The 24,028-nt window shown below is 70.0% G+C and carries 17 protein-coding genes and 1 pseudogene; 8 read left to right on the top strand and 10 right to left on the bottom strand.

Annotation, left to right across the window (positions count from 1 at the left end; all coding sequences use genetic code 11):
* The first annotated feature begins 49 nt into the window (after positions 1 to 49).
* The 3 genes from DYE07_RS02860 to hutI are packed head-to-tail and all read left to right on the top strand — an operon-like array spanning position 50 to position 3,875.
* Positions 50 to 1,291, top strand: a complete 1,242-nt coding sequence (locus tag DYE07_RS02860) for an allantoate amidohydrolase (RefSeq protein WP_115296297.1) — start codon at positions 50 to 52, stop codon at positions 1,289 to 1,291.
* Positions 1,288 to 2,703 carry a formimidoylglutamate deiminase gene (locus tag DYE07_RS02855; RefSeq protein ID WP_115296296.1) on the top strand — a complete coding sequence of 472 codons (1,416 nt, stop codon included), beginning with the start codon at positions 1,288 to 1,290 and terminating at the stop codon, positions 2,701 to 2,703. Before DYE07_RS02860 ends, DYE07_RS02855 begins: the two co-directional genes overlap by 4 nt.
* Positions 2,700 to 3,875, top strand: coding sequence for an imidazolonepropionase (gene hutI / locus DYE07_RS02850; protein WP_115296295.1), 1,176 nt, complete (start codon positions 2,700 to 2,702; stop codon positions 3,873 to 3,875). The genes DYE07_RS02855 and hutI overlap by 4 nt, the downstream gene beginning before the upstream one ends.
* Before the next feature lie 89 nt (positions 3,876 to 3,964).
* Here the strand turns inward: hutI and DYE07_RS02845 are convergent.
* The 5 genes and pseudogenes from DYE07_RS02845 to DYE07_RS02825 all read right to left on the bottom strand — a co-directional run.
* Positions 3,965 to 5,311: pseudogene (locus DYE07_RS02845) on the bottom strand (UDP-N-acetylglucosamine 1-carboxyvinyltransferase); the annotation flags it as partial.
* A 306-nt stretch (positions 5,312 to 5,617) separates the two neighbouring features.
* A complete protein-coding gene (locus DYE07_RS02840; protein ID WP_074039205.1) occupies positions 5,618 to 7,747 on the bottom strand; it encodes a 3-hydroxyacyl-CoA dehydrogenase NAD-binding domain-containing protein in 2,130 nt (709 codons plus the stop codon).
* Entirely contained in the window at positions 7,747 to 8,964 is a 1,218-nt protein-coding gene (locus DYE07_RS02835; RefSeq protein ID WP_115296293.1) for a thiolase family protein, read from the bottom strand. The genes DYE07_RS02840 and DYE07_RS02835 overlap by 1 nt, the downstream gene beginning before the upstream one ends.
* A 227-nt stretch (positions 8,965 to 9,191) precedes the next feature.
* Positions 9,192 to 10,571: an HRDC domain-containing protein gene (locus tag DYE07_RS02830; RefSeq protein ID WP_115296292.1), complete on the bottom strand. Its 1,380-nt coding sequence runs from the start codon at positions 10,569 to 10,571 to the stop codon at positions 9,192 to 9,194.
* Positions 10,572 to 10,574: 3 nt separating this feature from the next.
* The gene (locus DYE07_RS02825) at positions 10,575 to 11,156 is read right to left on the bottom strand and encodes a DUF3000 domain-containing protein (protein WP_115296291.1); all 582 of its coding nucleotides are present in this window, start codon (positions 11,154 to 11,156) and stop codon (positions 10,575 to 10,577) included.
* Positions 11,157 to 11,363: 207 nt separating this feature from the next.
* On the opposite strand from DYE07_RS02825, the gene DYE07_RS02820 reads away from it, so the two are divergent.
* Complete coding sequence (locus DYE07_RS02820; protein ID WP_165584899.1) at positions 11,364 to 12,215, top strand: DMT family transporter; 852 nt, start codon at positions 11,364 to 11,366, stop codon at positions 12,213 to 12,215.
* A gap of 51 nt (positions 12,216 to 12,266) precedes the next feature.
* On the opposite strand, the gene DYE07_RS02815 is transcribed toward DYE07_RS02820, so the two are convergent.
* Positions 12,267 to 12,581, bottom strand: coding sequence for a GNAT family N-acetyltransferase (locus DYE07_RS02815; protein ID WP_074039207.1), 315 nt, complete (start codon positions 12,579 to 12,581; stop codon positions 12,267 to 12,269).
* Between the two features lie 111 nt (positions 12,582 to 12,692).
* On the opposite strand from DYE07_RS02815, the gene hemE reads away from it, so the two are divergent.
* Both hemE and mptB read left to right on the top strand, forming a co-directional pair.
* A complete protein-coding gene (hemE, locus tag DYE07_RS02810; protein WP_115296289.1) occupies positions 12,693 to 13,790 on the top strand; it encodes a uroporphyrinogen decarboxylase in 1,098 nt (365 codons plus the stop codon).
* A complete protein-coding gene (gene mptB, locus DYE07_RS02805; RefSeq protein WP_115296288.1) occupies positions 13,765 to 15,258 on the top strand; it encodes a polyprenol phosphomannose-dependent alpha 1,6 mannosyltransferase MptB in 1,494 nt (497 codons plus the stop codon). The genes hemE and mptB overlap by 26 nt, the downstream gene beginning before the upstream one ends.
* A 136-nt stretch (positions 15,259 to 15,394) precedes the next feature.
* Here mptB and yczE read toward each other — a convergent pair whose 3' ends face one another.
* Positions 15,395 to 16,123 (bottom strand): membrane protein YczE, encoded by a 729-nt coding sequence (gene yczE, locus DYE07_RS02800; RefSeq protein WP_115297062.1) that lies wholly within the window; start codon positions 16,121 to 16,123, stop codon positions 15,395 to 15,397.
* Positions 16,124 to 16,329: 206 nt separating this feature from the next.
* Between yczE and hemG the strand changes: the two genes are divergently transcribed.
* Complete coding sequence (hemG, locus tag DYE07_RS02795) at positions 16,330 to 17,739, top strand: protoporphyrinogen oxidase (RefSeq protein ID WP_237723720.1); 1,410 nt, start codon at positions 16,330 to 16,332, stop codon at positions 17,737 to 17,739.
* 46 nt (positions 17,740 to 17,785) lie between these two features.
* Positions 17,786 to 18,523 carry a hydrogen peroxide-dependent heme synthase gene (gene hemQ / locus DYE07_RS02790; protein WP_074039210.1) on the top strand — a complete coding sequence of 246 codons (738 nt, stop codon included), beginning with the start codon at positions 17,786 to 17,788 and terminating at the stop codon, positions 18,521 to 18,523.
* A 157-nt stretch (positions 18,524 to 18,680) separates the two neighbouring features.
* On the opposite strand, the gene betT is transcribed toward hemQ, so the two are convergent.
* The 3 genes from betT to DYE07_RS02775 are packed head-to-tail and all read right to left on the bottom strand — an operon-like array spanning position 18,681 to position 24,002.
* A complete protein-coding gene (betT, locus tag DYE07_RS02785; RefSeq protein ID WP_115296286.1) occupies positions 18,681 to 20,720 on the bottom strand; it encodes a choline BCCT transporter BetT in 2,040 nt (679 codons plus the stop codon).
* Positions 20,717 to 22,459 (bottom strand): choline dehydrogenase, encoded by a 1,743-nt coding sequence (gene betA / locus DYE07_RS02780; protein WP_038567914.1) that lies wholly within the window; start codon positions 22,457 to 22,459, stop codon positions 20,717 to 20,719. Before betA ends, betT begins: the two co-directional genes overlap by 4 nt.
* A gap of 46 nt (positions 22,460 to 22,505) precedes the next feature.
* A complete protein-coding gene (locus DYE07_RS02775; RefSeq protein ID WP_115296285.1) occupies positions 22,506 to 24,002 on the bottom strand; it encodes an aldehyde dehydrogenase family protein in 1,497 nt (498 codons plus the stop codon).
* Between the last annotated feature and the right edge of the window lie 26 nt (positions 24,003 to 24,028).

The raw sequence follows: 24,028 nt of genomic DNA, 5'->3' as shown, positions 1-24,028 counted from the left end.
CGCTTCCGGCCGGACATGTCCGATGACGACGAGGACCCGGAGGGTTTCGATGACCGAGCGCACGTTCGAGGGCCTGTGGGCCGACCTCGCCCCGGTGGGGCGCGACAAGCACAGCGGCGGATACCGCCGATTCGCCTGGAGCCGTGAGGATTCCATGCTCCGCGAATGGTTCGACGGCGAGTGTGAAGCGCTCGGTCTCGACGTCGTCGAGGACCGCGCAGGCAACCAGTGGGCGTGGTGGGGCGAGCCGGATCGGACGCCTGGCGTCGCCACCGGATCGCACCTTGACTCGGTGCCCGACGGTGGGGCGTTCGACGGACCCCTGGGCGTCGTCTCGTCGTTGCTCGCGGTGCGCCGACTCAAGGAGTCGGGGTTCGCGCCCGCGCGCCCGATCGGTGTCGTCAACTTCGTCGACGAGGAGGGCGCGCGCTTCGGCGTCGCCTGCGCGGGCTCGCGCCTCATCACCGGAGCGCTGACGGCCGAGCGCGCCCTCGGCCTACGCGACACCGACGGTGTCACGATGGCACAGGCGTGGGAGCGCGCTGGGCGTGAGCCGTCGGATCTCGGGCGGGACGACGCGGCCCTCGCGCGCCTCGCGTGCTTCGTCGAGGTGCACGTCGAACAGGGGCGGGCCCTCGTCGACCTGCCCCGTGACGCAGCGGGCGATCCGTTCGGCGCCGCCGTCGCGGTCGGCACCGACATCTGGCCGCACGGACGGTTTCGCGCCGACCTGCCCGGGCACGCCGACCACGCCGGGACGACGGCGCTCGGCGACCGCGACGACGCGCTGGTCAAGGCCGCCCGGTTCATCGAGCAGGTGCGGGCGGCGGCCACCTCGCGTGACGACGGTGCCGCGCGCCGCGTCGTCGCGACCGTCGGAAAGCTCGACGTCACGCCCGGCGGCATCAACGCCATCGCCTCCCACGTGACGGCGTGGGTCGACGCCCGCGGCGTCCGCGAGGACGACGTGCGCGCAGCGATCGACGAGATCGCAGGTCGCGCAGCGGAACTCGGTGGCGAATGGCGGGAGGAGTCATGGACGCCGACGACCCCGTTCGACGCCGACCTCGTCGCGCGCGTGCACCGCACGCTCGGTGAGGGTGTGCCGATGCTCGGCACCGGTGCCGGCCACGACGCCGGCATCCTCGCCAACCACGGCATCCCCAGCGTCATGTTGTTCGTGCGCAACCCGACGGGCACGTCGCACTCGCCCGAGGAGTTCGCGCAGACCGATGACTGCCTGCGCGGCGTCGACGCACTCGTCCGCGTGCTCGAGGATCTCGCGTCATGACCATCTACCACGTGCCGTTCGCGCACCTTCGCGACGGCCTCGCGCGCGACGTCCGACTCGTCGAGGAGGACGGGCGATGGGTCGAGGTGACGGCGAATGCGTCACCGAGAGATGGGCTGTCGGGTGGATCGACGGGTGGGGCGCCGAGTGGCGTTTCCTCTGACGACGCATCCTCGGACGACGTGATCAGGCTCGACGGGGTCGCACTGCCCGGTTTCGCGAACTGCCACAGCCATGCGTTCCACCGCGCATTGCGCGGGCGCACGCATGACGATGGCGGCACGTTCTGGACGTGGCGTGAACGCATGTATCGCGTTGCGGCGCAGCTCGATCCGTCGACATACCTCGCACTGGCGCGCGCCGTGTACGCCGAGATGGCGCTGGCCGGCGTCACGGCGGTGGGGGAGTTCCACTACGTCCACCACCGCCCCGACGGCACGCCCTACGACGACCCGAACGCCATGGGTTCTGCGCTGCGTCAAGCGGCCCGCGAGGCCGGCATCCGGCTCACGCTGCTCGACACGTGTTACCTCCACGGAGGCCTCGACACCGATGGCCACGCCGCGATGAGCGCTGAGCAGCGGCGCTTCAGCGACGGCTCCGTCGACGCCTGGGCGCGGCGTCACGCGCAGTTGCGCGAGGACGCACTCAGTGACGAGAACACCGTGGTCGGCGCGGCCATTCACTCGGTGCGCGCTGTCGCTCGGGACGAACTGGCGGACGTCGTCGCCGCGACGCCGGGGGAGATCCTCCACGCCCATGTCTCCGAACAGCCTGCGGAGAACGCCGCCGCAGTGGCCCACTACCAGCGCACGCCCGTGGGTCTGCTCCACGAGGCCGGCGCACTGAGCGAGCGCTTCTCCGCCGTTCATGCGACGCATCTGAGCGACGACGACGTCTCGACGCTCGCCCGCGCGGGCGCGACGGCCTGCTTCTGCCCGACGACCGAACGCGACCTTGCCGACGGCATCGGGCCGGCCGTTGCACTGCACGACGCGGGCGCGCGGCTCAGCCTCGGCAGCGACCAGCACGCCGTCATCGACATGTTCGAAGAAGCCCGCGGCCTCGAGATGCACGAGCGGCTGACGAGTAACGAGCGCGGTCGCCTGAGCCCGCGCGACCTGCTCGCCGCGGCGACGCGGCACGCGGGCATCGGCTGGCCCGACGCCGGCGAGATCGTCGTCGGAGCGCGCGCCGACCTCGTCGTCGTCAACGCCGAATCCCTGCGCACCGCAGGCTGTTCGCCTGACCAGATCCTGCTCGCCGCGATTGCGCAGGACGTCACGGACGTCATCGTCGACGGACGCGTCGTCGTGCGCGGCGGGCGCCACCGCCTCGAAGAGACGCTCGCGCCCGGCGGCATCGGGCGGCTCCTGCACGACGCCATCGACTCCTTCTGGAGGCAGACATGACGACGACGCTCGTCACCGGCATCGCCGAACTCGTGACGAACGACCCGCAGCACGCCCGCGCTGGCGCGAGCGAGGACGAGCGCCTGCTCGGCCTCCTCACCGACGCGGCGATCGTCGTCGAAGACGACCGCATCGCCTGGGTCGGCGAGGCGCGCCGAGCGCCGGACGCCGACCGCCGCGTCGACGTCGACGGCGCCGCACTGATGCCCGGCTTCGTCGACAGCCACGCACACCTCGTCTTCGACGGCGACCGCTCGGCCGAGTTCGCCGCCCGCATGGCGGGCGAGCGCTACGACGGGGGCGGGATCGCCACCACGGTGGCCGCCACCCGCGACGCTGACGACGACCGCCTCACCGCGCTGGTCGCGCGGCGCATCGCCGAGATGCGCGCGCAGGGCACGACGTGCGTCGAGGTGAAGTCGGGCTACGGGCTGACGGTCGAGGACGAGGCACGAGCGCTGCGCATCGCCCGCCGGCTCACCCCGGAGACGACCTATCTCGGTGCCCACGTCGTGCCGAGCGGCAGCGATCGTGCCGCCTACGTCGACCTCGTCTGCGGCGAGATGCTCGAGGCGTGCCGCCCTTACGCTCGCTGGGCCGACGTGTTCTGCGAGCCGGGCAGTGCGCACGCCTTCGACGGCGACGAGAGCGCGACGATCCTGAGCGCCTGCCGAGACGCGGGGCTCGAACTGCGTGTGCACGGCGGCCAGCTCGGGGAGGGACCGGGCGTCCAACTCGCCGTCGAGCTCGGTGCGGCGAGCGTCGACCACTGCACCTATCTGTCGGCGAGTGACGTTGCGGCACTGGCCGATTCGTCGACCGTCGCGACGCTCCTGCCGGGCGTCGAGTTCTCGACCCGTTCGCCCTACCCGGATGCGCGGCGCCTCATCGACGCGGGCGTCAGCGTCGCCATCGCGACCGACTGCAACCCGGGCACGTGCTACTCCGACTCGATGCCGTTCATGATCGCCCTCGCCGTGCGCGAGATGGGCATGAGCGCCGCCGAAGCCGTGTGGGCTGCGACGGCCGGCGGCGCGCAGGCGCTGCGGCGCAACGACGTGGGCGTTATCCGCCCCGGTGCGCGCGCTGACCTCGCCGTTCTCGACGCGCCCAGCCACCGTCACCTCTGCTACCGACCGGGCGTGCCGATCGCGCGGACGCTGGAGGTCTGAGGAACGCCGGCCCCAGACACGACGAAGCCCGCCCGGTACGCGACCGGGCGGGCTTCGTCATGGCATACCGCGCAGGCAGCCGTCGAGCATCAGTCCTGGAAGCTCGTGATGTCGGCGCCGAGTGCGTTGAGACGCTCGTCGAGCTCCTCGTAGCCACGGTTGATGACGTAGATGTTGCGCAGCGTCGAGGTGCCGGGGCAGGCGAGCATGCCGAGCAAGATGACGACGCCGGGGCGCAGCGCGGGCGGGCACATGACCTCGGCTGCGCGCCACTTGGCGGGGCCTTCGATCATGACCCGGTGCGGGTCCATGAGGTGCACCGTCGCACCGATCTTCGTCAGCTCGTTGAGGTAGATCGCGCGGTTCTCGTACACCCAGTCGTGGATGAGCGTCTTGCCCTCGGCGCACGCAGCGATGACGGCGAAGAACGGCAGGTTGTCGATGTTGAGGCCGGGGAAGGGCAGCGGGTGGATCTTGTCCGTCGGCGCCTTGAGCGGGCCCGGCTTCGTCGTGATGTCGACGAGGCGCGTGAAGCCGTTGTCCGAGGTGTACTCGTCGCTCATCTCGTACTGGAAGCCCATCTCCTCGAGGATGGCCAGTTCGATCTCCATGAACTCGATCGGCACGCGCTTGATCGTGATCTCGGACTTCGTGACGATGGCGGCTGCGATGAGGCTCATCGCCTCGATCGGGTCCTCGCTCGGGAAGTACTCGACGTCCTCGTTGATCTCGGCGACGCCGGTGATCTTGAGCGTCGTCGTGCCGATGCCCTCGATCGTCACGCCGAGCTTCTCGAGGAAGAAGCACAGATCCTGGACCATGTAGTTGCTCGAGGCGTTGCGGATGATCGTCGTGCCCTCGTAGCGGGCTGCGGCGAACAGGGCGTTCTCGGTGACGGTGTCGCCGCGCTCGATGAGGACGATCGGCTTCGTCGGGCGGATCGAGTTGTTGACCTCGACGTTGTAGTACCCGTCCTTCGCGACGACCTCCATGCCGAACGCGCGCAGCGCGTGCAGGTGCGGCTCGACGGTGCGCGCACCGAGGTCGCACCCGCCGGCGTTGGGCAGCTCGAACGAGTCGAACTCGTGCATGAGCGGGCCGAGGAACATGAGGATCGTGCGGGTGCGGCGCGCCGCGCCCTCGTCGATCGTCGACAGGTCGATCTTGGCGGGCGGCGTGATCTCGAGGTCGCTCGTGCCCGGCAGCCAGCGCGTCTGCACGCCGATGGAGTCGAGCACCTCGGTGATGCGGTTGACCTCTTCGATGCGCGCGAGGTTGCGCAGCGTCGTGCGCCCCTTGTTCAGCATCGCGGCGCACAGGCAGGCGACGGCGGCGTTCTTGCTCGTGCGCACGTCGATAGACCCGGACAGCTGCTTGCCGCCGATGATCCGAAGGTTCAGGGGCGCGTTGCTGGACACAGTGACAATCTCCGAATCAGTTGGTGCAGATGAACCCATCACGCCGAGGTGTGACGAGCGGCGACGCGACCCGGGGGCACGTCACGCGTCGGCGGGAAGAACACTGCGGTTCACCCCGTCATTCCCACGCGCACCGGTGCGAGCCGGCCGACCGGGCCCTGTGGCCGGTCGCGGTTCGCCGATGCGCAGCGATTCAACGATGGTATGCCACCGCCGCGAGCGCCCCGAATCGTCGCGGTCGGCGTGTCGAGACGCGGGCGCGGGGCGCACCCCGTCAAGAGGTACGCCCCGCGTGGGCGGCTCACGCCGACGTCAGGACCGCGATCAGCGGGCGACGCTCGCGGCGCCCTTCGGCAGGAAGCGCTGACCGGTGACCTTCTCGGCGATGCCGGTGCGGTCGAGCAGCGGCGTCACGCCGCCGTTCCAGAACGGGAAGCCGGCGCCGGTGATCATCGCGAGGTCGATGTCCATCGGGGCCGCGACGACCTCCTCGTCGAGCATGCGACGGGTCTCGTCGGCCAGTGCCGACAGGGCCTGCTCGCGCACCTGCTCCTCGGTGAGCACCTTCGCGTCCGCCGGCTTGCTGAACTTCTCGAAGATCGAGTCGTCGAGCTTGCCGTCGGCGCCGTAGAAGCTCGGGATCTTCTCCTCGACGACCTTCGCGAGGTTCGGCGAGACGTAGAAGCGCTCCGGGAAGGCGCCGTGCAGCGTCTCCGAGTTGTGCAGCGCGATGGCGGGGCCGACGAGCGAGATGAGCATGAACGGCGGCATCGGGGTGACACCGGCGAACGCCTTCTCGACGACCTCGACGGGCGTGCCCTCATCGACGATCTTGCCCGCCTCGCCCATGAACCGGCCGAGGAGGCGGTTCACGACGAACGAGGGGGAGTTCTTCACGAGGATGCACGTCTTCTTCAGCGACTTGCCGGTGGCGAACGCCGTGGCGAGCGTCGCGTCGTCCGTCTTCTCGCCGCGGATGATCTCCAGCAGCGGCATGACGGCGACGGGGTTGAAGAAGTGGAACCCGACGACCCGCTCGGGGTGCTTCAGGTCCGCTGCCATCTCGGTGATCGACAGCGACGAGGTGTTCGTCGCGAGGACGCACTCGGGCGTGACGATCTGCTCGACCTCGGCCCAGACGCTCTTCTTGACACCCATCTCTTCGAAGACGGCCTCGATGACGAAGTCGGCGTCCGCGAAGCCGTCCTTGCTCGTCGAACCCGTGATGAGGCCCTTGAGACGGTTCGCCTTGTCCTGCGAGATGCGGCCCTTGGCGAGCAGCTTGTCGATCTCGTCGTGGACGTAGCCGACACCCTTGTCGACGCGTGCCTGGTCGAGGTCCGTCATGATGACGGGCACGTCGAGGCGGCGGATGAACAGCAGCGCCATCTGGCTGGCCATGAGACCGGCGCCGACGACGCCGACCTTCGTCACCTTGCGCGCGAGCGCCTTGTCCGGCGCACCAGCGGGTCGCTTCGCACGCTTCTGGACGAGGTTGAACGCGTACAGACCGGCGCGCAGTTCGTCGCTCATGATGAGGTCGCCGAGCGCCTGGTCCTCACCGGCGAAGCCCTGCGCCCGCGTGTTCGTGCGGGCGGCCTCGACGAGGTCGATGGCGCGCAGCGGAGCGGGGGCGGCGCCACCGGTCTTCTGCATCGTGAAGGCGCGGGCCTTGTCGCACGCGGCCTTCCACGCGGCCTCGTCCTTGTTGACCTCCGGGCGCTCGACCTTCTTCTCGCCGCTGATGACGGCGGCCGCGAAGGCGAGGGAGTCCTCGAGGAACGTGACGGGGGCGAGCAGCTCGTCGGCGACACCCAGCTTGAACGCCTGGGCACCCGTCGCCATCTTGTTGTTGCTCAGCGGGTTCGTGATGATGAGCTGCAGCGCGTTCTCCACGCCGATGAGGTTCGGCAGCAGGTACGTGCCGCCCCAGCCGGGCACGAGGCCGAGGAAGCACTCGGGCAGCGAGTAGGCGGGCACGTCGGCGCTCATCGTGCGGTAGTCGCAGTAGAGACCGATCTCGACGCCACCACCCATCGATGCGCCGTTGACGAACGCGAACGTCGGCACGTCGAGGTCGGCGATCTTCGAGAAGACGCGGTGACCCTGCTCGGCGATGTCGACGGCCTGCTCACGGTCGGTGATCGACGGCAGCGCCATGAGGTCGGCGCCGACGGCCATGATGAACGGCTTGCCCGTCACACCGAAACCGACGATCTCGCCCTTCGCGGCGCGCTCGGCGGCGGCGTCGACGGCCTTCTCCAGCTCCGCGAGGCCCTGTGGGCCAAAGCTGTTCGGCTTCGTGTGGTCGAAGCCGTTGTCGAGGGTGACGAGCACGAACGTCCCGGCGCCCTTGCCGTCGGTCGACGGCAGCGTGATGTCCTGGCTGAGGGCGTGCGTGACGACCTCGGCGCGCGCGTTCTCGGCGCTCGACTGTGTCTGGTTGTCGCTCATCAGGCCGTCTTCTCCTTGCCGTAGTCAGGGTGGTTGGGGTTCTCCCAGATGACACAGCCACCCATGCCGATGCCGATGCACATCGCGGTGACGCCGTAGCGCGCCTCGGGGTGCTCGGCGAACTGGCGCGACAGCTGCGTCATGAGACGCACGCCGGAGCTCGCGAGCGGGTGACCCGTCGCGATGGCGCCGCCGTAGGCGTTGACGCGCTCGTCGTCGGCGTCGATGCCGAAGTGGTCGAGGAAGGCCAGCACCTGCACGGCGAAGGCCTCGTTGAGTTCGAACAGGTCGATGTCGTCGATCGTCAGGCCCGCCTTGGCGAGAGCCTTCTCGGTGGCCGGGACGGGGCCGATGCCCATGACCTCGGGGTCGACGCCGACGAACGCGAAGTCGACCAGGCGCATGCCGACGGGCAGGCCGAGCTCCTTCGCGCTCTCCTCGGAGGCGAGGATGCACGCCGTCGCACCGTCGTTGAGACCGGCCGCGTTACCGGCCGTCACGTTGCCGTGCGCACGGAACGGCGTCTTCAGCTTGGCCAGTTCCTCGACGGTCGTGCCGGGGCGCGGCGGCTCGTCGGCCGTGGCCAGGCCCCAGCCCTTCTCGACGTTGCGCGTCGCGACGGGCACGAGATCCTGCTGGATCTTGCCCTCCGCGTACGCCTTCGCGAGCTTGTTCTGGCTGGCGACGGCGAACGCGTCGCAGCGCTCCTTCGTGATCGCCGGGTAACGGTCGTGCAGGTTCTCGGCCGTCTTGCCCATGACCAGGGCGCTCGGGTCGACGAGCTTCTCGGCGACGATGCGCGGGTTCGGGTCGGTGCCCTCACCCATGGGGTGGCGGCCCATGTGCTCGACACCACCGGCGATGACGACGTCGTACGCGCCGAACGCGATGCCGGACGCGGACGTCGTCACGGCCGTCATCGCGCCCGCGCACATGCGGTCGATGGCGTAACCGGGCACCGACTTGGGCAGACCCGACAGCAGGGCGGCCATGCGCCCGATCGTCAGACCCTGGTCGCCGATCTGCGTCGTGGCCGCGATGGCGACCTCGTCGACGCGCTCCGGCGGCAGGTTCGGCTGACGGCGCATGAGTTCACGAATGCACTTGATGACCAGGTCGTCGGCGCGGGTCTGGGCGTACATGCCCTTCTCACCGGCCTTGCCGAACGGCGTGCGAACACCGTCGACGAAGACGACCTCATGGAGCGTGCGGGGCACGATGCCTCCCGAAGCTAGACGAAGCTGACGTGCCCAGGCTAACGCGCTTTGTTACCGCTGAGTACGAAAGGGGGCGGATTCGTGCACGGGAGGGGGCTGGGTGAGTCACCCGGCGCTGCGTGCGTCAGTCCTGACTGACCGCACGCAGCGGCACGTGACGCAGCTGCAGCGGGCGTTCGGTGGGCGTGCAGGCACGGCGGGGACCCGTGGGCCGGGCGTGCAGGGCGTCAGCGCGACGGGTGGTCGAGAGCCGCCTCGGCGAGCAGCGGAGCGACGATGTCGCACTGCCACGGGCGAGCTCCGCCGGCGCTCAGCGCCGCGTGCCAGCCGTCCTCGCTCGTGTCGGCGGGCGGTGACCAGATGACGCGGCGCAGCAGATCGGGCGTCACGAGATTCTCGACGGGTACGCGACGCTCCTCGCTGAAGCGCTGCAAGCCGTAACGGACGTCGTCAAGACGCCCGGCCGCTGCCGGGTTCTTGTCATGCCACGCGCGGATCGGCGGGGGAGCCGAGGTTCGCTGCGTCGCCGTCGGCAGCTCGCGGTTCGGCAAGGCGTCGGCGGCCTTCAGCGCCGCGAGCCAACGCTCGCCGTAGCGCGCGAGACCCCGGTGCGCAGGACGCGGACGGCGGCGTCGCGCGGAACCGTCACCGACGCGCGGGCGGATGGCGGGCGGGCCGACGAGGCCGGAGGTGTCGTGCGGGTTGCGTCGTGCGAGGTCGATGATGAGGGCGTCGGGCAAAACGCGCCCGGGCGTCGTGTCGCGGCGTTGCGCGATGTCCTCGCGCGTCTGCCACAGGGCGCGCACGCGGGCGAGCTGACGCAGGTCACGCAGGGCGTGCAGGCCGGACGTGCGTCGCCACGGCTCTTTCTTCGGCGTCGGGCCCTCGAAGTCGAGCAGTGCCTCGAACTCCTGACGCGCCCACTCGGCCTTGCCCTGCGCCTCGAGGTCAGCGGCGAGCGCGTCACGCACCTGGACGAGCCGCTCCACGTCGAGCGCCGCATAGACGAGCCAATCGTGCGGCAGGGGGCGCGTCGACCAGTCGACCGCCGAGTGCTCCTTCGCGAGCGTCACACCGACGAAGTGCTCGGTGACGGCGGCGAGGCCGACGCGCGGCAGACCCGCGAGACGTGAGCCGAGTTCGGTGTCGAACAGCTTGCGCGGGCGCAGACCGAGGGCCTTGAGGCACGGCAGATCCTGCGTCGCGGCGTGCAGCACCCACTCCGCACTGCCGATCGCGGTGTTGAGGCTGCTCAGATCGTTGAGCGGGACGGGGTCGATGAGCCACGTACCCGAGCCCTCGCGGCGCAACTGCACGAGATAGGCGTCGTTGCCGTAGCGGAAACCCGAGGCGCGCTCGGCGTCGATGGCGACCGGGCCGTGGCCAGCACGAATGGCGGCGCAGCATTCCTTGAGTTGAGCAGCGGTCGTGATGACGTCCGGGACGCCGTCCGCCGGTGCTTCGAGGAGGGGGTACGCGGGCGTTTCCTGCGGTTCCGGGGATTCACTCGAGGAAGAGCGGGCCGACACCGGCTCGTCGCTCGCTCGCCGCGCTGGCGGGGCTTCGTCGCGGTGCGCCGCGGGTCGTGAGGTGGGGGAGTCGTTCATGGATCAGAAGCGCCCGGGAAGCGCCGTCACACCTTCCGGAACGGGGGGCAGACCGGCGACGGTGCACATGAGGTTCGACCAGCCGAGCAGGTGCGCGGCGATGTTCGACTCGTCGGGCGTCCATGACGCACGGACCTCGAGTTCGACGCCGGAGGGGCGCTCGCCGAGACCGCCGAAGCTCTCGTTGACGACACGGGTGACAGTGCCGGCCTCCGCGGAGTAGGTCGCGTCTGCGTCCTTGAGCGATTCGAGGAGCCAGTCCCAACCGACGGCGCCGAGCGCAGGGTCGGTCGCCATCTCGGATTCGAGTTCGGCGCGCGCGAACGTCACGATGCGCCAGGTACCGTGCCACGCCTCGGGGGAGGCGGGGTCGTGCAGCAGGACGAAACGGCCGGTGCCGAGGACGTCGTCAGCGTTCTTGGGGTCGACGACCTCCGCCGAGAACGCGACGGCGTGCGGGGCGATGCGACGCGGCGCGGGCACCTCGGTGAGGTGCACCTGCGGGCGCACGGCGGCGGCCTTGACCGTTTCGACGACGTCGGCGAAATACGTCGCGTCATCGTGCCTCAACGTGTGCATGCCCATGGCGGTAACCCTAGGGGCGTTATCACGCGAAACCTGGGAGCCACGCCGCGCGGGTCGTCAAGGGCCCCGCCCGGACCCATCGGCGATTCCTGTCCCCATCTGCGATTTTCGTCCACGGTTACCAGGAGTGATTGTGGACGAAAATTGCAGATGGGTCCGGGCGGTGCGCTGGGGTCTCGCCGGGCGTATGGCCTTAGAGTGGCGCGAATGGTGACGTTCGTGGCGCTGCTCTCCTCCGCCGTGTGGGGCACGGCCGACTTCGTGGGCGGGCTGTGGGCGAAACGCTTCCACCCCGTCAAGGTGGTGGCCCTGTCGCAGCTCGGGGGACTCGTCGCGGCACTGATCTTCTTCGGCGTCGTCTCCCTCGCCGGCACGCACGGCTCGTCCGACTGGACGTCGTGGGCGACGTGGGGCGTCGGCGCGGGGCTGAGCGGCGCCGTCGGGCTGATGTGTCTGTATGCGGCGCTGTCGAGCGGGACGATGGGTGTCGTCTCGCCGATCACGGCGCTGGGCGCGATCGTCCCCGTCGTCCTCGGCCTCGTGCGCGGGGACGCGTGGACGCCCTCGATCGGCATCGGGTTGCTCGTGGCGCTCGCCGGTGCGGTGCTCGCGAGCGGACCGGAACTGAGCGGCGACGTCGGACGACGCCCCGTCGTCCTCGCGTGCATCTCCGCGCTCGGGTTCGGGGTGTCGCTGTACTGCATGGACGGTGGTGCGCGGCACGACCTGTCGGGAGCCATGCTGGCGATGCGTTGCGGGTCGCTGACGCTGCTGCTGCCGACGCTGTTCGCCCTGCGCTCGAAGGGGCTCGCCCGTGAACCGCTGACGCGCCGCGACGTGCTCGTGCTGCCGCTGCTGGGCATGGGCGACCTGACGGCGAACCTGCTGTTCGCGGCGGCGTCCGCGCAGGGGCAGGTGTCGATCGTCGCCGTGCTCGGCTCGCTGTACCCCGTCGCGACGCTCCTTCTCGCCCGCGTCGTGCTCGCCGAGCGGCTGCGAATGGTGCAACTCGTCGGGGTAGCGCTGACGGTCGTCGGCGTGGTCCTCGTGACGCTGTGACGGGACGTCGGCTCGGCGCCGAGCGCGTCTCGGGGCTGCGCGCGTCCGTCGTCAGCTGACGAAGAACTCCAGTTCCTGGTCGTCGTCGACGCGTGCGCGGCCGACGTGGTGCATGCCGATCCTGCGGGCCACCCGCTGCGAGGCGTGGTTGTCGAGATCGGTGACGGCGACGCCGCGGCGCAGGCCGCCGGCGAGCGCTTCGTCGAGGATGGCGCGCGCAGCCTCCGTCACGTAGCCGCGGCCGGTGTGAGCGGCGTCGACGTCGTCATTCGTCCATCGACGCAGCGTCAGGCGCGGGGTGCGCAGTTCGTCAGTGGGACGTCGGGCGTCGTCGGCGTGCGGCGTCGTCGTCGTGTCGGTCGTCATGGGGCCAGCGTGGGCGGGCGGCTGACGCGCCGCAGGAGCGGGACGGACTGGGAGCGACTTCGACAGGGCCCAACTCCATGTCGGACGAGACGTCACACCCTCGACGCGCGGATGACCGCGTCGCGGCAAGGGGCGCGTGAGAGAATCCACGACGTGACCGAAGTGAACGCAGACCCGCGCAACTCCGTCCTCATCAAGGCTGCCCGCGGCGAGGAGGTGCCGTACACGCCGGTGTGGTTCATGCGGCAGGCGGGGCGTTCGCTGCCCGAGTACCGCAAGGTGCGTGAAGGCGTCGGGATGCTCGAGTCGTGCCGCCGCCCCGACCTCGTCACCGAGATCACGCTGCAGCCCGTGCGCCGCCACGACGTGGATGCGGCCATCTTCTTCTCCGACATCGTCGTGCCGCTGGCTGCGGCCGGTGTCGACCTCGACATCGTCGCGGGCGTCGGCCCCGTCGTCGCCCAACCGTTCCGCACGCGCGCCGACCTCGCGCGTCTGCCCGAGCTGACGCCCGACATGGTCACCGACATCACCGAGTCGGTGCAGCTCATCACCGCCGAGCTCGGTGGCACGCCGCTCATCGGGTTCGCCGGCGCGCCGTTCACGCTCGCGTCGTACCTCATCGAGGGTGGGCCGTCGAAGAACCACGAGAACACCAAGGCGCTCATGTACGGCGATCCGCAGCTGTGGAAGGACCTGTGCGCGCGCCTCGCGCAGATCTCGGGCGCCTTCCTGCGCGTTCAGGCAGCAGCGGGCGCGAGCGCCATCCAGCTGTTCGACTCGTGGGTCGGCAACCTGCCGCTCGACGACTATCTGCGCTTCGTCCAGCCCCATTCCCGCACGGCCCTCGCCGCCGTCGACGATCTTCCCGGCATCGACGTGCCGAAGATCCACTTCGGCGTCGGCACCGGCGAGCTGCTCGGTGCGATGGGTGAGGCGGGCGCCGACGTCGTGGGCGTCGACTTCCGCGTCAGCCTCGACGCGGCCCGCGAGCGCACCGGCAACCAGTACGCGCTGCAGGGCAACCTCGACCCGGCGCTGCTGTTCGCGCCGTGGGAGCCGCTCGCGGCGCGTGTCGACGAGATCGTCGCAGCCGGGCGGCGCGCGAAGGGCCACATCTTCAACCTCGGTCACGGCGTCCTGCCGAGCACCGACCCCGACGTCGTCACCCGGGTCGTAGAGCGTGTCCACAGCGTTTCCGCGCGCTGAGCGCCCCGCCCAGGCGCTCACGACGAGCAAGGGGCTGACGGCGCGCGGCGTCGTCGGCTCCGCGCTCGCCATGCTCGGCGGGTTCATGACGAACGACCTGCCGCCGGGCCCGGTGCGCGACGTGCTCGCGCCGCTGCACTGGCTCTACCAGCAGCAGCTGGGGCGCGTCGCGGGCTGGATCATCGTCGCTGCCGGCATGCTGTTGCTCGCGTGGGCCTGGGTCGACCTTGTGCGCGCCACCCGGCACACGCCCCGCGACGGCGTCGCGCAACGCGCGGCGACGGCCGTCGTCCGGCGCCTGACGGCACTGTGGGCCCTGCCGTGGCTCATCGCGCCGCCGATGTTCTCCCACGACGGCTGGAGCTACCTCGCGCAGGGGGCACTGACGCAGTCGGGCCGCGACCCGTACGTCGTCTCCCCGGGGGAGATGCCCGAACTGCTCACCTCGATGGTCGACCCGATCTGGCGCTACACCCCGACGCCATACGGTCCGCTGCCCCTGACGTGGGGCGCCCTGTGCACCGAGGTCGTGAAGGAACCGACGGTTCTCGTGTGGCTGCAGCGCGTCCCGATCATCATCGGGCTCGTCCTCACCGCCTGGGCCATGCCGCGTCTCGCGCGTCGCCTCGACGTCAGCCCCGCGCTCGCGAGCGCCCTGACGCTGGCCTCCCCGCTCATGCTCGCCCACGGTTTCGGTGGCGAGCACAACGACGTGCTCCTCATGGGCCTCGTCACGGCCGCGCTCGTGTGGGCAGCGGCGGGGCGCTGGGTGTGGGCCACCGTCTTCGTCGGTATCGCCGCAGGGGTCAAGTTCACCGCCATCGTGGCCGTCGTCCCCGTCGTGTTGTTGTCATTGCCGGTGGGCGTCGACCTGCGTCGACGCTTCGCCCGCCTCGCACAGGCGGGGCTGCTGGGGGCTCTCGTGACGGCGCTGTGCGGCATCCCGTATGGCCTCGGCGTCGGCTGGATCCGCGCGCTCAGCGTGCCGGGCGTCGTCGTCACGCCCGCCTCGATCCCCACGGCTCTCGGTTACCTGCCCCGCTACTTCTTCGGCTTCATCAGCGACGAGGCCGGCGACCTCGCGATGTCGCTCATCCGCGGCGCCGGCATGGGTCTCGCCGTCATCCTTGTCATCTGGGCGGCGCTGCGCCGGCCGACGGGCAAACTGCCGTCGGCGATGGTGACGAACGCGGGAGTGTTCGCCGCAGTCGTCCTGCTCGCGCCCGTCGTGCACTCCTGGTACGCGTTCACCGTGCTGCCGTGCGGTGTGCTGCTCGCGATGCGCACCCGCCGCATCCACCTCGTCATGACGCTCGGGGTGGCGTCCGCGCTCACCGTCATGTGGGACACGACGCTCGCCGGCGCGAGTCTGCTCGTTGCGGCCGTCGTCGTCGCGTCGCACCAGTTCGCGCTGACGCGCCGTCGCGACGACCTACCACCACGGGTGCGTCGCTGGCTGAGTGCCTGAGGTTCGGCGCTCGTTCTTGCGGTTGAGTCACTTCGTGCCACGTGAGTCAGTCCTGACTGACGCGGGTCGCACGAAGTGACTCAGCTGCGCTCGGGAGGCGGGCAGCGCGGTGAAGGTGGAGGGCGGCGGCAGTGGATCAGTGCGCTTCGGGGCCGACGTCTTCATGGGGCGTAGCAGCTCCACGGTGCAGGTCGACGATGAACCACGGCAGGAAGAACTGCACGAGCGGGCCGATGAGCAGGGCGTAGGCCACGGTGCCGAGCCCGACGACGCCGCCGAGCAGCCACCCGATGACGAGGACGCTCACCTCGATGCCGGTGCGGATGAGGCGCAGGCTCGCACCGGTGCGGTGGTGCAGGCCTGTCATCAACCCGTCGCGCGGGCCGGGGCCGAGCTGGCTGCCGATGTACATCGCACCGCCGATGCCGTTGAGGACCAGCCCGAGCGAGAAGACCGCCACCTGCCAGGCGACGCCGTGCACGTCGGGCGTGACGGCCAGCGTCGCGTTGAGGGCGAGCCCGATCCAGACAGAGTTCGCGATCGTCCCGAGCCCCGGCCATTGGCGCAGCGGCACCCACAACAGCAGCACGGCGAACGACGTGATGATCGTGACGGTGCCCATGTCGAGCCCCGTGTGTTCGCTGACGCCCATGTGGAACACGTCCCACGGGTCGAGGCCGACATGGCTGCGCACGAACAGACCCATCGCGGCGCCGTACAGCGTCAGGCCGACGAACAACTGGGGCAGACGCAGCCCGAGACGCCCGGCGCGCAGTTGCTCGGCGGGCGTCAGGTTCGACAAGGTTCGGTGACGGCGCCGCACGCCGCCGGTCGAGGCCGCATCGGCAGGTGGCGGTGTGGGCATGCCCTGCTCTGGAACGTCGGCGGTCGGGTGGGGCGTGCGCATGGCGTCACCCTAGGGGCGAGTCGAGTCTCGTGCGCGTCGTGTCCAGGGGCGCAGAGGCGGCGCAATGATGACGGCGGGTACGCACGTAGGACCTTCGTCACCATCTGGGCCGCAGGCGCCCCTCGACGACGTGGCTGGGGGTGCGAGGTGAAATGCTGGATCACATGAAGGTCGGCATCATCGGTGGTGGCATCTCGGGGCTCGTCGCAGCGTGGCACGTCAGCACGACGCACCCGGACACGCAGGTGACGGTGTTCGACGCGAACGAACGCGTCGGGGGCAAGCTGCGCCAAGAGGTGATCGCCGGGCACGCCGTCGACGTCGGCGCCGAGTCGGCGCTCTGGCGTCGGCCCGAAGTCGTCGCGCTGCTCGCCGAGCTCGGCGTCGATTCCGTTCACCCGCAACGCTTTCCAGCGATGCTGTGGTCGCGAGGCTCGCTCGAGGCGCTGCCCGCGGGCACGCTCATGGGCATCCCGTCCGACCCACACGCCGCCGCCGGTCTCCTCGACGACGCCGAGGTCGCGCGCGCCGCCGACGAACGGGCCGTCAGCCTCACCCTCGACGATGCTGACGCCGACATCAGCGTCGGTGACGCCGTCGAGCAGGCACTTGGCTCGGCCGTCGTCGACCGCATGGTCGAACCGCTGCTCGGTGGCGTGTACGCCGGTCACGCGCGCGAGCTGTCGACGCGCGCCTGCGTCCCCGCCCTTTACGCCGCGCTGCGCGCCGGCACCCTGCTGACGCAGGCTGCTGCGGCGGCGTCGTCGGCCGTTTCGTCGAACGACGCCCGTCAGGTGTTCGGCGCACCCGCCGGGGGCATGGGGTCGTTGCCCGAGAAACTTCGCGAAGCCCTCGACGCCAGGGGAGTGGCGATCCGCACCGGGGCCACCGTCATAGACCTGCGTCGCGCCCTCGCGCACCGCGCCGGCTGGCACGTCGAGGTCGACGTCGAGGGCCTGCCCGAGCCGCATACGTTCGACGCCGTCGTCCTCGCGACGCCGGCGCCCGTCACAGCCCGATTGCTCGCCGACCTCGCGCCCGAGGCGGCCGACGCGCTCGCCGAGATCGAGTACGCCTCGATGGCCATCGTCACCTACGCGTTCGATTCGGCTGTCGCACAGCAGCTTCCGCAGGGTACGGGCTTCCTCGTCCCGCCCGTCGACGGCCGCACGATCAAGGCGTCGACGTTCTCGTCGATCAAGTGGCCGTGGCTCGCCGAGGCTGCCCCCGACGTCACGTACGTGCGGGTCTCGCTCGGGCGTCACCGCGACGACGCGATCCTCGGCGAGGGCGATGACGCCCTCGCCGCAGCGGGCTTGGCCGACCTCGAGCACGCCCTCGGCCACCCGCTGCCGACGCCGCGCGATCAGCACGTGCAGCGCTGGCGGGACGGGCTGCCCCAGTACGCCCTGGGCCACCTGGCGCGCATCGAACGGGCTGAGGACGCGCTCGCCGACCTGCCCGGACTCGCTGTCGCAGGGGCCGCGATGCACGGTGTCGGCATCCCCGCGTGCGTCGCGACGGCCCGCGCGGCCGCCGATCGCGCCGTCACCTCGAGCGCGCCCCGCGCCTAGACTCTCCACCAGAATCCGAAGAAGTGCCACGACAAGGAGGCGGACGATGACGTCCGAGACGAACACCCCCGCAGACACCGCGAGCAAGGCCGAACCGAAGCACGTCATGGTCGATCGCATCAACGGTTCGCTGGTGTACGCGATGTGGTCGGTCTTCTCCGTCTCCAAGGAGATCGACGGCGACCGCGACGCCATCGCCACCGAGGCGCAGGCTTTCCTGGACTCGCTCGCCGACACGGGCGTCACCGTCCGCGGCGCTTATGACCTCGCCGGCCTGCGCGCCGAGGCCGACCTCATGCTGTGGATGCACAGCGAATCCGTCGACGAACTGCAGAGCGCCTACCGCGGATTCCTCGCGACGCAGCTCGGGCGTCACCTCACGCCGTTCTGGTCGAACATGGCGATGCACCGTGTCGCCGAGTTCAACCGCGGCCACATCCCCGCGTTCATGGCCGACGAGCGTGCCCGCGAGTACATCTGCGTCTACCCGTTCGTGCGCAGCTACGACTGGTACCTGCTGCCCGACGAGGAGCGCAAGAAGATGCTCCACGACCACGGCATGGCCGCGCGCGAGTACCCCGACGTGCGCGCCAACACGATCGCCTCGTTCGGTCTCGGCGACTACGAGTGGATCCTCGCGTTCGAGGCCGACGACCTGCACCGCATCCTCGACCTCATGCGCGAGATGCGCTACACCGAGGCGCGCCGTCACGTGCGTCACGAGATCCCGTTCTTCACCGGCCCGATGACGACGATGGACAAGTTCGTCTCGCGTCTGCGCTGACGCTCTCGCGTGGCCGCGCGGGGCGAGGCAATCGTCGCCCGGTCATGACGAAGGCCCGGTTCGAGTTCTCACTCGAACCGGGCCTTCGTCATGCGGCCTCACCGCGGCCTCCCGCGTCCCGTCACGTCAGCACGTCAACGACGCGGGGGAGGCTGCGTCAGCGGGCGGCCTCCGTCGCGACGGCGTCGACGGAGCCGACCCACCACTGGTAGTGATCGAGCACGTCGTGCGCGATCTGTTCCTTCGTGTACGTGTCGATCTCGTACGTGCCGCCGCCGGGCACGACGACCTCGAGCTGGCACGAGGTGTCGTCGGCCTCCACCATGCGCGATCCGTACGAGGCGACCTTCACCCGTCGGATGTGCGTGAGGTAGTGGAAGTCGTCGAAACCGGGCCCCTGCGCGTGGACGGTGAGCGTCACCGTCCGCGCGACGTGACGGCTCGGATCCGCGTTCGTCTCGACGACGGCGTCGACGCCGCTGTTGCGCAGTTCGGCCGCGACCTCCTCGAGGGCCGGTTCGACGACACTCGTCATGCGCGTCTCGAGCGTGCGCAGCGAGACGGTGCCGAACTGGCGTGCCAGCCGGTTGCGCCACGAACCCTGCGTCGGCGCGGGTGGCGCCGACACGATCGACGAGCGCAGCGAAGCGCGCAGCGCGTCGCTCTGACGCCGCTCGCCCTCGAGCGCGCGATGCAACCCGATCACGACGAGCACCATGACGACCGCGAACGGCAACCCCATGACGACGGTCGCCGACTGCAGCGCCTTGATGCCGCCGACGACGAGCATCGCCACCGTCAGCAGACCGGTCGCGGCGGCCCACAGGATGCGAACCCACGGCTTCGCGTCCGTCTCCGGGTCGGGCAGCGTCGACGAAAGGTTCGCCATGACGAGCGCGCCGGAGTCGGCCGAGGTCACATAGAACAGCAGGCCGACGAACGTCGCGAGCCCGATGATGAACGTCGCGGCCGGGTACTGCTGGAGCAGGTCGAAGAACCCCGTCTCCGGTGCGTTGACGGCCGATTCGCCGAACGCCGCGTCCCCGCCCCGGATGCGCTCGATCGCGCTGTTGCCGAACATCGTCACCCACATGACGATGTAGAGGAACGGGATCGTCAGCGTGCCGGTGACGAACTGCCCGATCGTGCGCCCCTTCGAGATGCGCGCGAGGAACATGCCGACGAAGCTCGCCCAGGCGATCCACCAGGCCCAGAAGAACAGCGTCCAGCCGTTCATCCAGTCGGCGGGGTAGTCGTAGGCCATCGTGTCCATCGTCATGCCGGGGAACATCGAGACGAAGTCGCCAACGTTCATGACGGCGGCGCGCAGCAGGAACGACGTGTCGCCGAACACGAGCACCCAACCCGCGAGCAGCAGCGCCAGGATGACGTTGAGCTGGCTGAGGATGCGGATGCCCTTGTCGACGCCGGACGTCGCCGAGATCGTCGCCATGACGACGGCGAGGACGACGAGGCCGATCTGCACCGGCAGGCCCTGCGGCGCGCCGAACAGCACGGCGAGGCCGACGTTGAGCATGACGACACCGATACCCAGGCTCGTCGCGACACCGAAGATCGTGCCGAGGACGGTGGCGATGTCGACTGCGTTGCCGATGCCACCCTTGATGCGCTTGCCGAACAGCGGGTACAGCGCTGAACGGACGGCGAGCGGCAGCCCCTTGCGGTGGGCGAAGTAGCCGAGGGCGAGGCCCATCAGCGTGTACATGCCCCACCCGGTGATGCCGTAGTGGAAGAGCGTCCAGACCGTCGCCTCACGTGCCGATTCGACGGTGCCGCCCTTGCCGGCCGGCGGGTTGAGGTACTGCGTCGCCGGTTCGGCCACCGCGAAGAACATGAGGTCGGTGCCGATGCCGGCGGCGAACAGCATGCACGCCCACGAGAACGTCGAGTACTCGGGCCGGTCCGAGTCGGCGCCCATGCGCACCTTCGAGTGACGCAGCGCGATGTACGCGACGAAGACGAGCGTCGCCGTCGCGAGGAGGATGTAGAACCAGCCGAACCAGTCGCCCATCCACGCCGTCAGATCACCGAGCTGCTTCTCGGCGGTCTTGGGCGCGACGAGGCACCATCCGGCGACGAGGACGATGAAGACGGCCGTGCCGCCGAGGACGACAGGCTTGACCTTGGGGTCGACGACCTGTTCGTCCTCGACGGTGACGGTGGCGGGGCTGCTCACGGCTGCTCCGCCATCACCTTCGCGGCGCTCGGGATCTCGTCCTTGGCGTCCCAGGCGTCGTTGCGGGGGTCACCCTGGGGCCACAGCGGCATCCCGGCCTTCGCGCGGTAGACCGGCGGGTCCTGCGGCTCGAGCATCGTGTTGCCGGCGATGAGGTCGGCGGCGCGCTCGGCGACCATCATGACGGGCGCGTAGATGTTGCCGTTCGTGATGCTCGGGAAGACCGAGGCGTCTGCGACGCGCAGGCCTTCGGTGCCGTGCACCTTCATCGAGTTCGGGTCGACGCACGACATCTCGTCGGTGCCCATCTTGACCGAGCAGCTCGGGTGCAGGGCCGTCTCCGCGTCCTTCGCGATCCAGTCGATGATCTCCTGGTCGGTGGCGCAGTCGGGCCCGGGGCTGATCTCGCCGCCGTCGAACGAGGCGAACGCGGGCTGTGACAGGATGTGACGCGCGGTGCGCACGACCTCGACCCACTCGCGACGGTCGTTCTCCGTCGACAGGTAGTTGAACAGGATGCTCGGGTGCTGCTTCGGGTCGGCGTTCTTGATGCGCACGTGACCGCGCACGTCAGAGTTCATCGGGCCGATGTGCACCTGGTAGCCGTGCTCGTGGTCACCGCCGGTGCCGTCGTAGCGGACGGCGACGGGCAGGAAGTGGAACATCAGGTTGGGGTACTGGACGTCCTCGTTCGTGCGGAGGAAGCCGCCGGCCTCGAAGTGGTTGGAGGCGCCGACACCGGAGTTGAGGAACAGCCACTGCGCACCGATGTACGGTGCCTTCCACTTCTTCAGCCACGGCTGGATGGAGACGGGCTGCTTCGACTCGTGCTGCAGGTACACCTCGAGGTGGTCCTGGAGGTTCTCACCGACTCCGGGCAGCTCGACGCGCGGCGTGACGCCGGCCTCGCGCAGGTACTCGGGGTTGCCGACGCCCGAAAGCTGCAGCAGCTGCGGGGTGTTGAACGCTCCACCGCACAGGATGACCTCGCCGGCGTCGACGCTGTGGTGACGACGGCCGCCGCGCACGAAGTCGACACCCGTGACGCGGTTGCCGTCCCAGCGCAGCTTCGTGACGAACGACAGCGTCGCGATGTCGAGGTTCTTGCGGTTCTTGATCGGCCACAGGTACGAGCGCGACGCGCTCATGCGCGAGCCGTTGAACGTGTTGTGGTCGAAGGGCGCGAAGCCCTCCTGGCGGTAGCCGTTGACGTCGTCCGTCAGCGCGTAGCCGGCCTGCTGCGTCGCCTCGAAGAAGGCCTGGAACAGCGGCGACGACGCGGGGCCGCGCTCGAGCACGAGGGGGCCGGAGCCGCCGCGCCAGGCGTCAGCGCCGGCGAGCGTCGTCTCCATGCGCTTGAAGTAAGGCAGGCAGTGCTTGTAGTCCCAGTCCTGCATGCCCTCGAACGATGCCCACTTCTCGTAGTCGCCGGGGTTGCCGCGCTGGAAGATCATGCCGTTGATCGAGCTCGAACCACCGAGCACCTTGCCGCGCGTGTGCGCGACGCGGCGGCCGCCCATGTAGGGCTCCGGGTCGGTCTCGTACTTGTAGTCGTACAGCGGGTTGCCCGAGGGGAACATGAGCGCGGCGGGCATGTGGATGAGCGGGTCGAACTTGAAGTCGGCGCGCCCCGCCTCGAGGACGAGGACGCTCGTGCCGGCGTCCGCCGAGAGGCGGTTGGCGAGGGCGGAACCGGCGGATCCACCGCCGACGATGACGTAGTCGTAACGCTTCTTCATGGTGTCTCTCCTGGTCGTTCGATCGGTCTCGGTGTCGTGGGTGCGCTCAGGCCTGCTCGCGACCGGAGAACCAGTCGGCGGGCGCGGGGCGCGTGTTGTGCCAGATGTGCTTGGTCTCGACGTACTCGCCGAGGCCGGCCTCACCGAGTTCGCGGCCGATGCCGCTCTGCTTCATGCCGCCCCACTCGGCCTGCGGGACGTAGGGGTGGTAGTCGTTGATCCAGATCGTTCCGTGACGCAGACGCTTCGCGACGCGCTCCGCGCGGCCGGCGTTCTCCGTCCACACCGCGCCGGCGAGGCCGTAGATCGTGTCGTTCGCGATGGCGACGGCGGCGTCCTCAGCCTCCTCGCGCGTGGCGCCGGAGAACGTCTCGACCGTGAGGACGGGGCCGAACGACTCGTCGTGGACGCACGCCATCGAGGCGTCGCACGCGTCGAGGATCGTCGGGAGGTAGTAGGAGCCGTTCGCGAGTTCACCCTCGCCGCGTTTGCCTCCGGTGCGCAGCACGGCGCCGTCGGCGACGGCCCGCTGCACGTAGGCGTCGACCTTCTCGAGGTGCGCCTCGCTGATGAGCGGGCCCGTCTCGGCGTCGTCGTCGAACGGGCCGCCGAGGCGGATCAGCTCGCAGCGACGCACGAGTTCGTCGACGACCTCGTCGTGGATCGACTCCTCGACGATCAGACGCGCACCGGCGGAGCACACCTGGCCCGAGTCGAGCATGATCGCGGTCAGGGCGTTGTCGATGGCGGCGGGCATGTCGGCGTCGGCGAAGACGACGTTGGGGTTCTTGCCGCCGAGTTCGAGAGCGACCCGCTTGACCGTCGGGGCGGCCGCAGCCATGATCGCGCGGCCGGTGACGACGCCACCGGTGAAGGAGACGAGGTCGACCTCCACGTTCTCCGTCATCTCGACGCCGACGCTCGAGCCCGGGCCGAGGACGAGGTTCGCGACGCCCGCGGGCAGGCCGGCCTCGGCGAGGGCGTCCATGAGCCACATCGCGCTCTGCGGCGTCAGTTCGGCGGGCTTGAGGACGAACGTGTTGCCCGCCGCGAGCGCCGGTGCGACCTTCCACGCCGTCTGCAGCAGCGGGTAGTTCCAGGGCGTGATGAGCGAGCACACACCCACGGGCTCGGTGACGACGCGGCTCGACACGTCCGGCATGCCTGTCTCGACGACACGGCCGGCGTGCTGCGTCGTCAGCGCCGAGAAGTGGCGGAAGACACCGATGATGTCGTCCATGTCGATGAGCGACTCGGCGTAGCGCTTGCCCGTGTCCTGCGACTCCATGCGCGCAACCTTCTCCTTGTCCCGCTCCAGCAGGTCGGCGAGTTTCGTGAGCAGGGCGGCGCGCTCGGGGGCGGGCGTGTTCGGCCACTCACCCGAGTCGAACGCGCGACGTGCGGCGGCGATGGCTTTCGCCGCGTCCTCGGCCCCGGCCTCGTCGACGACGATGACCTCGCTGCCGTCGGCCGGGCAGGTGATGGTGCGCTTCTCGCCGGACGCTGCGGCGACCCATTCGCCGTCGATGTACAGGGTGTTCATTCGGCCTCCTCGTGCTCGGTGCGTGA

Source organism: Dermacoccus nishinomiyaensis (assembly GCF_900447535.1).
Taxonomy (GTDB): domain Bacteria; phylum Actinomycetota; class Actinomycetes; order Actinomycetales; family Dermatophilaceae; genus Dermacoccus; species Dermacoccus nishinomiyaensis.
The sequence above is the reverse complement of the archived record's forward strand: the minus strand, read 5'-3'. Positions and strand labels throughout refer to the sequence as shown.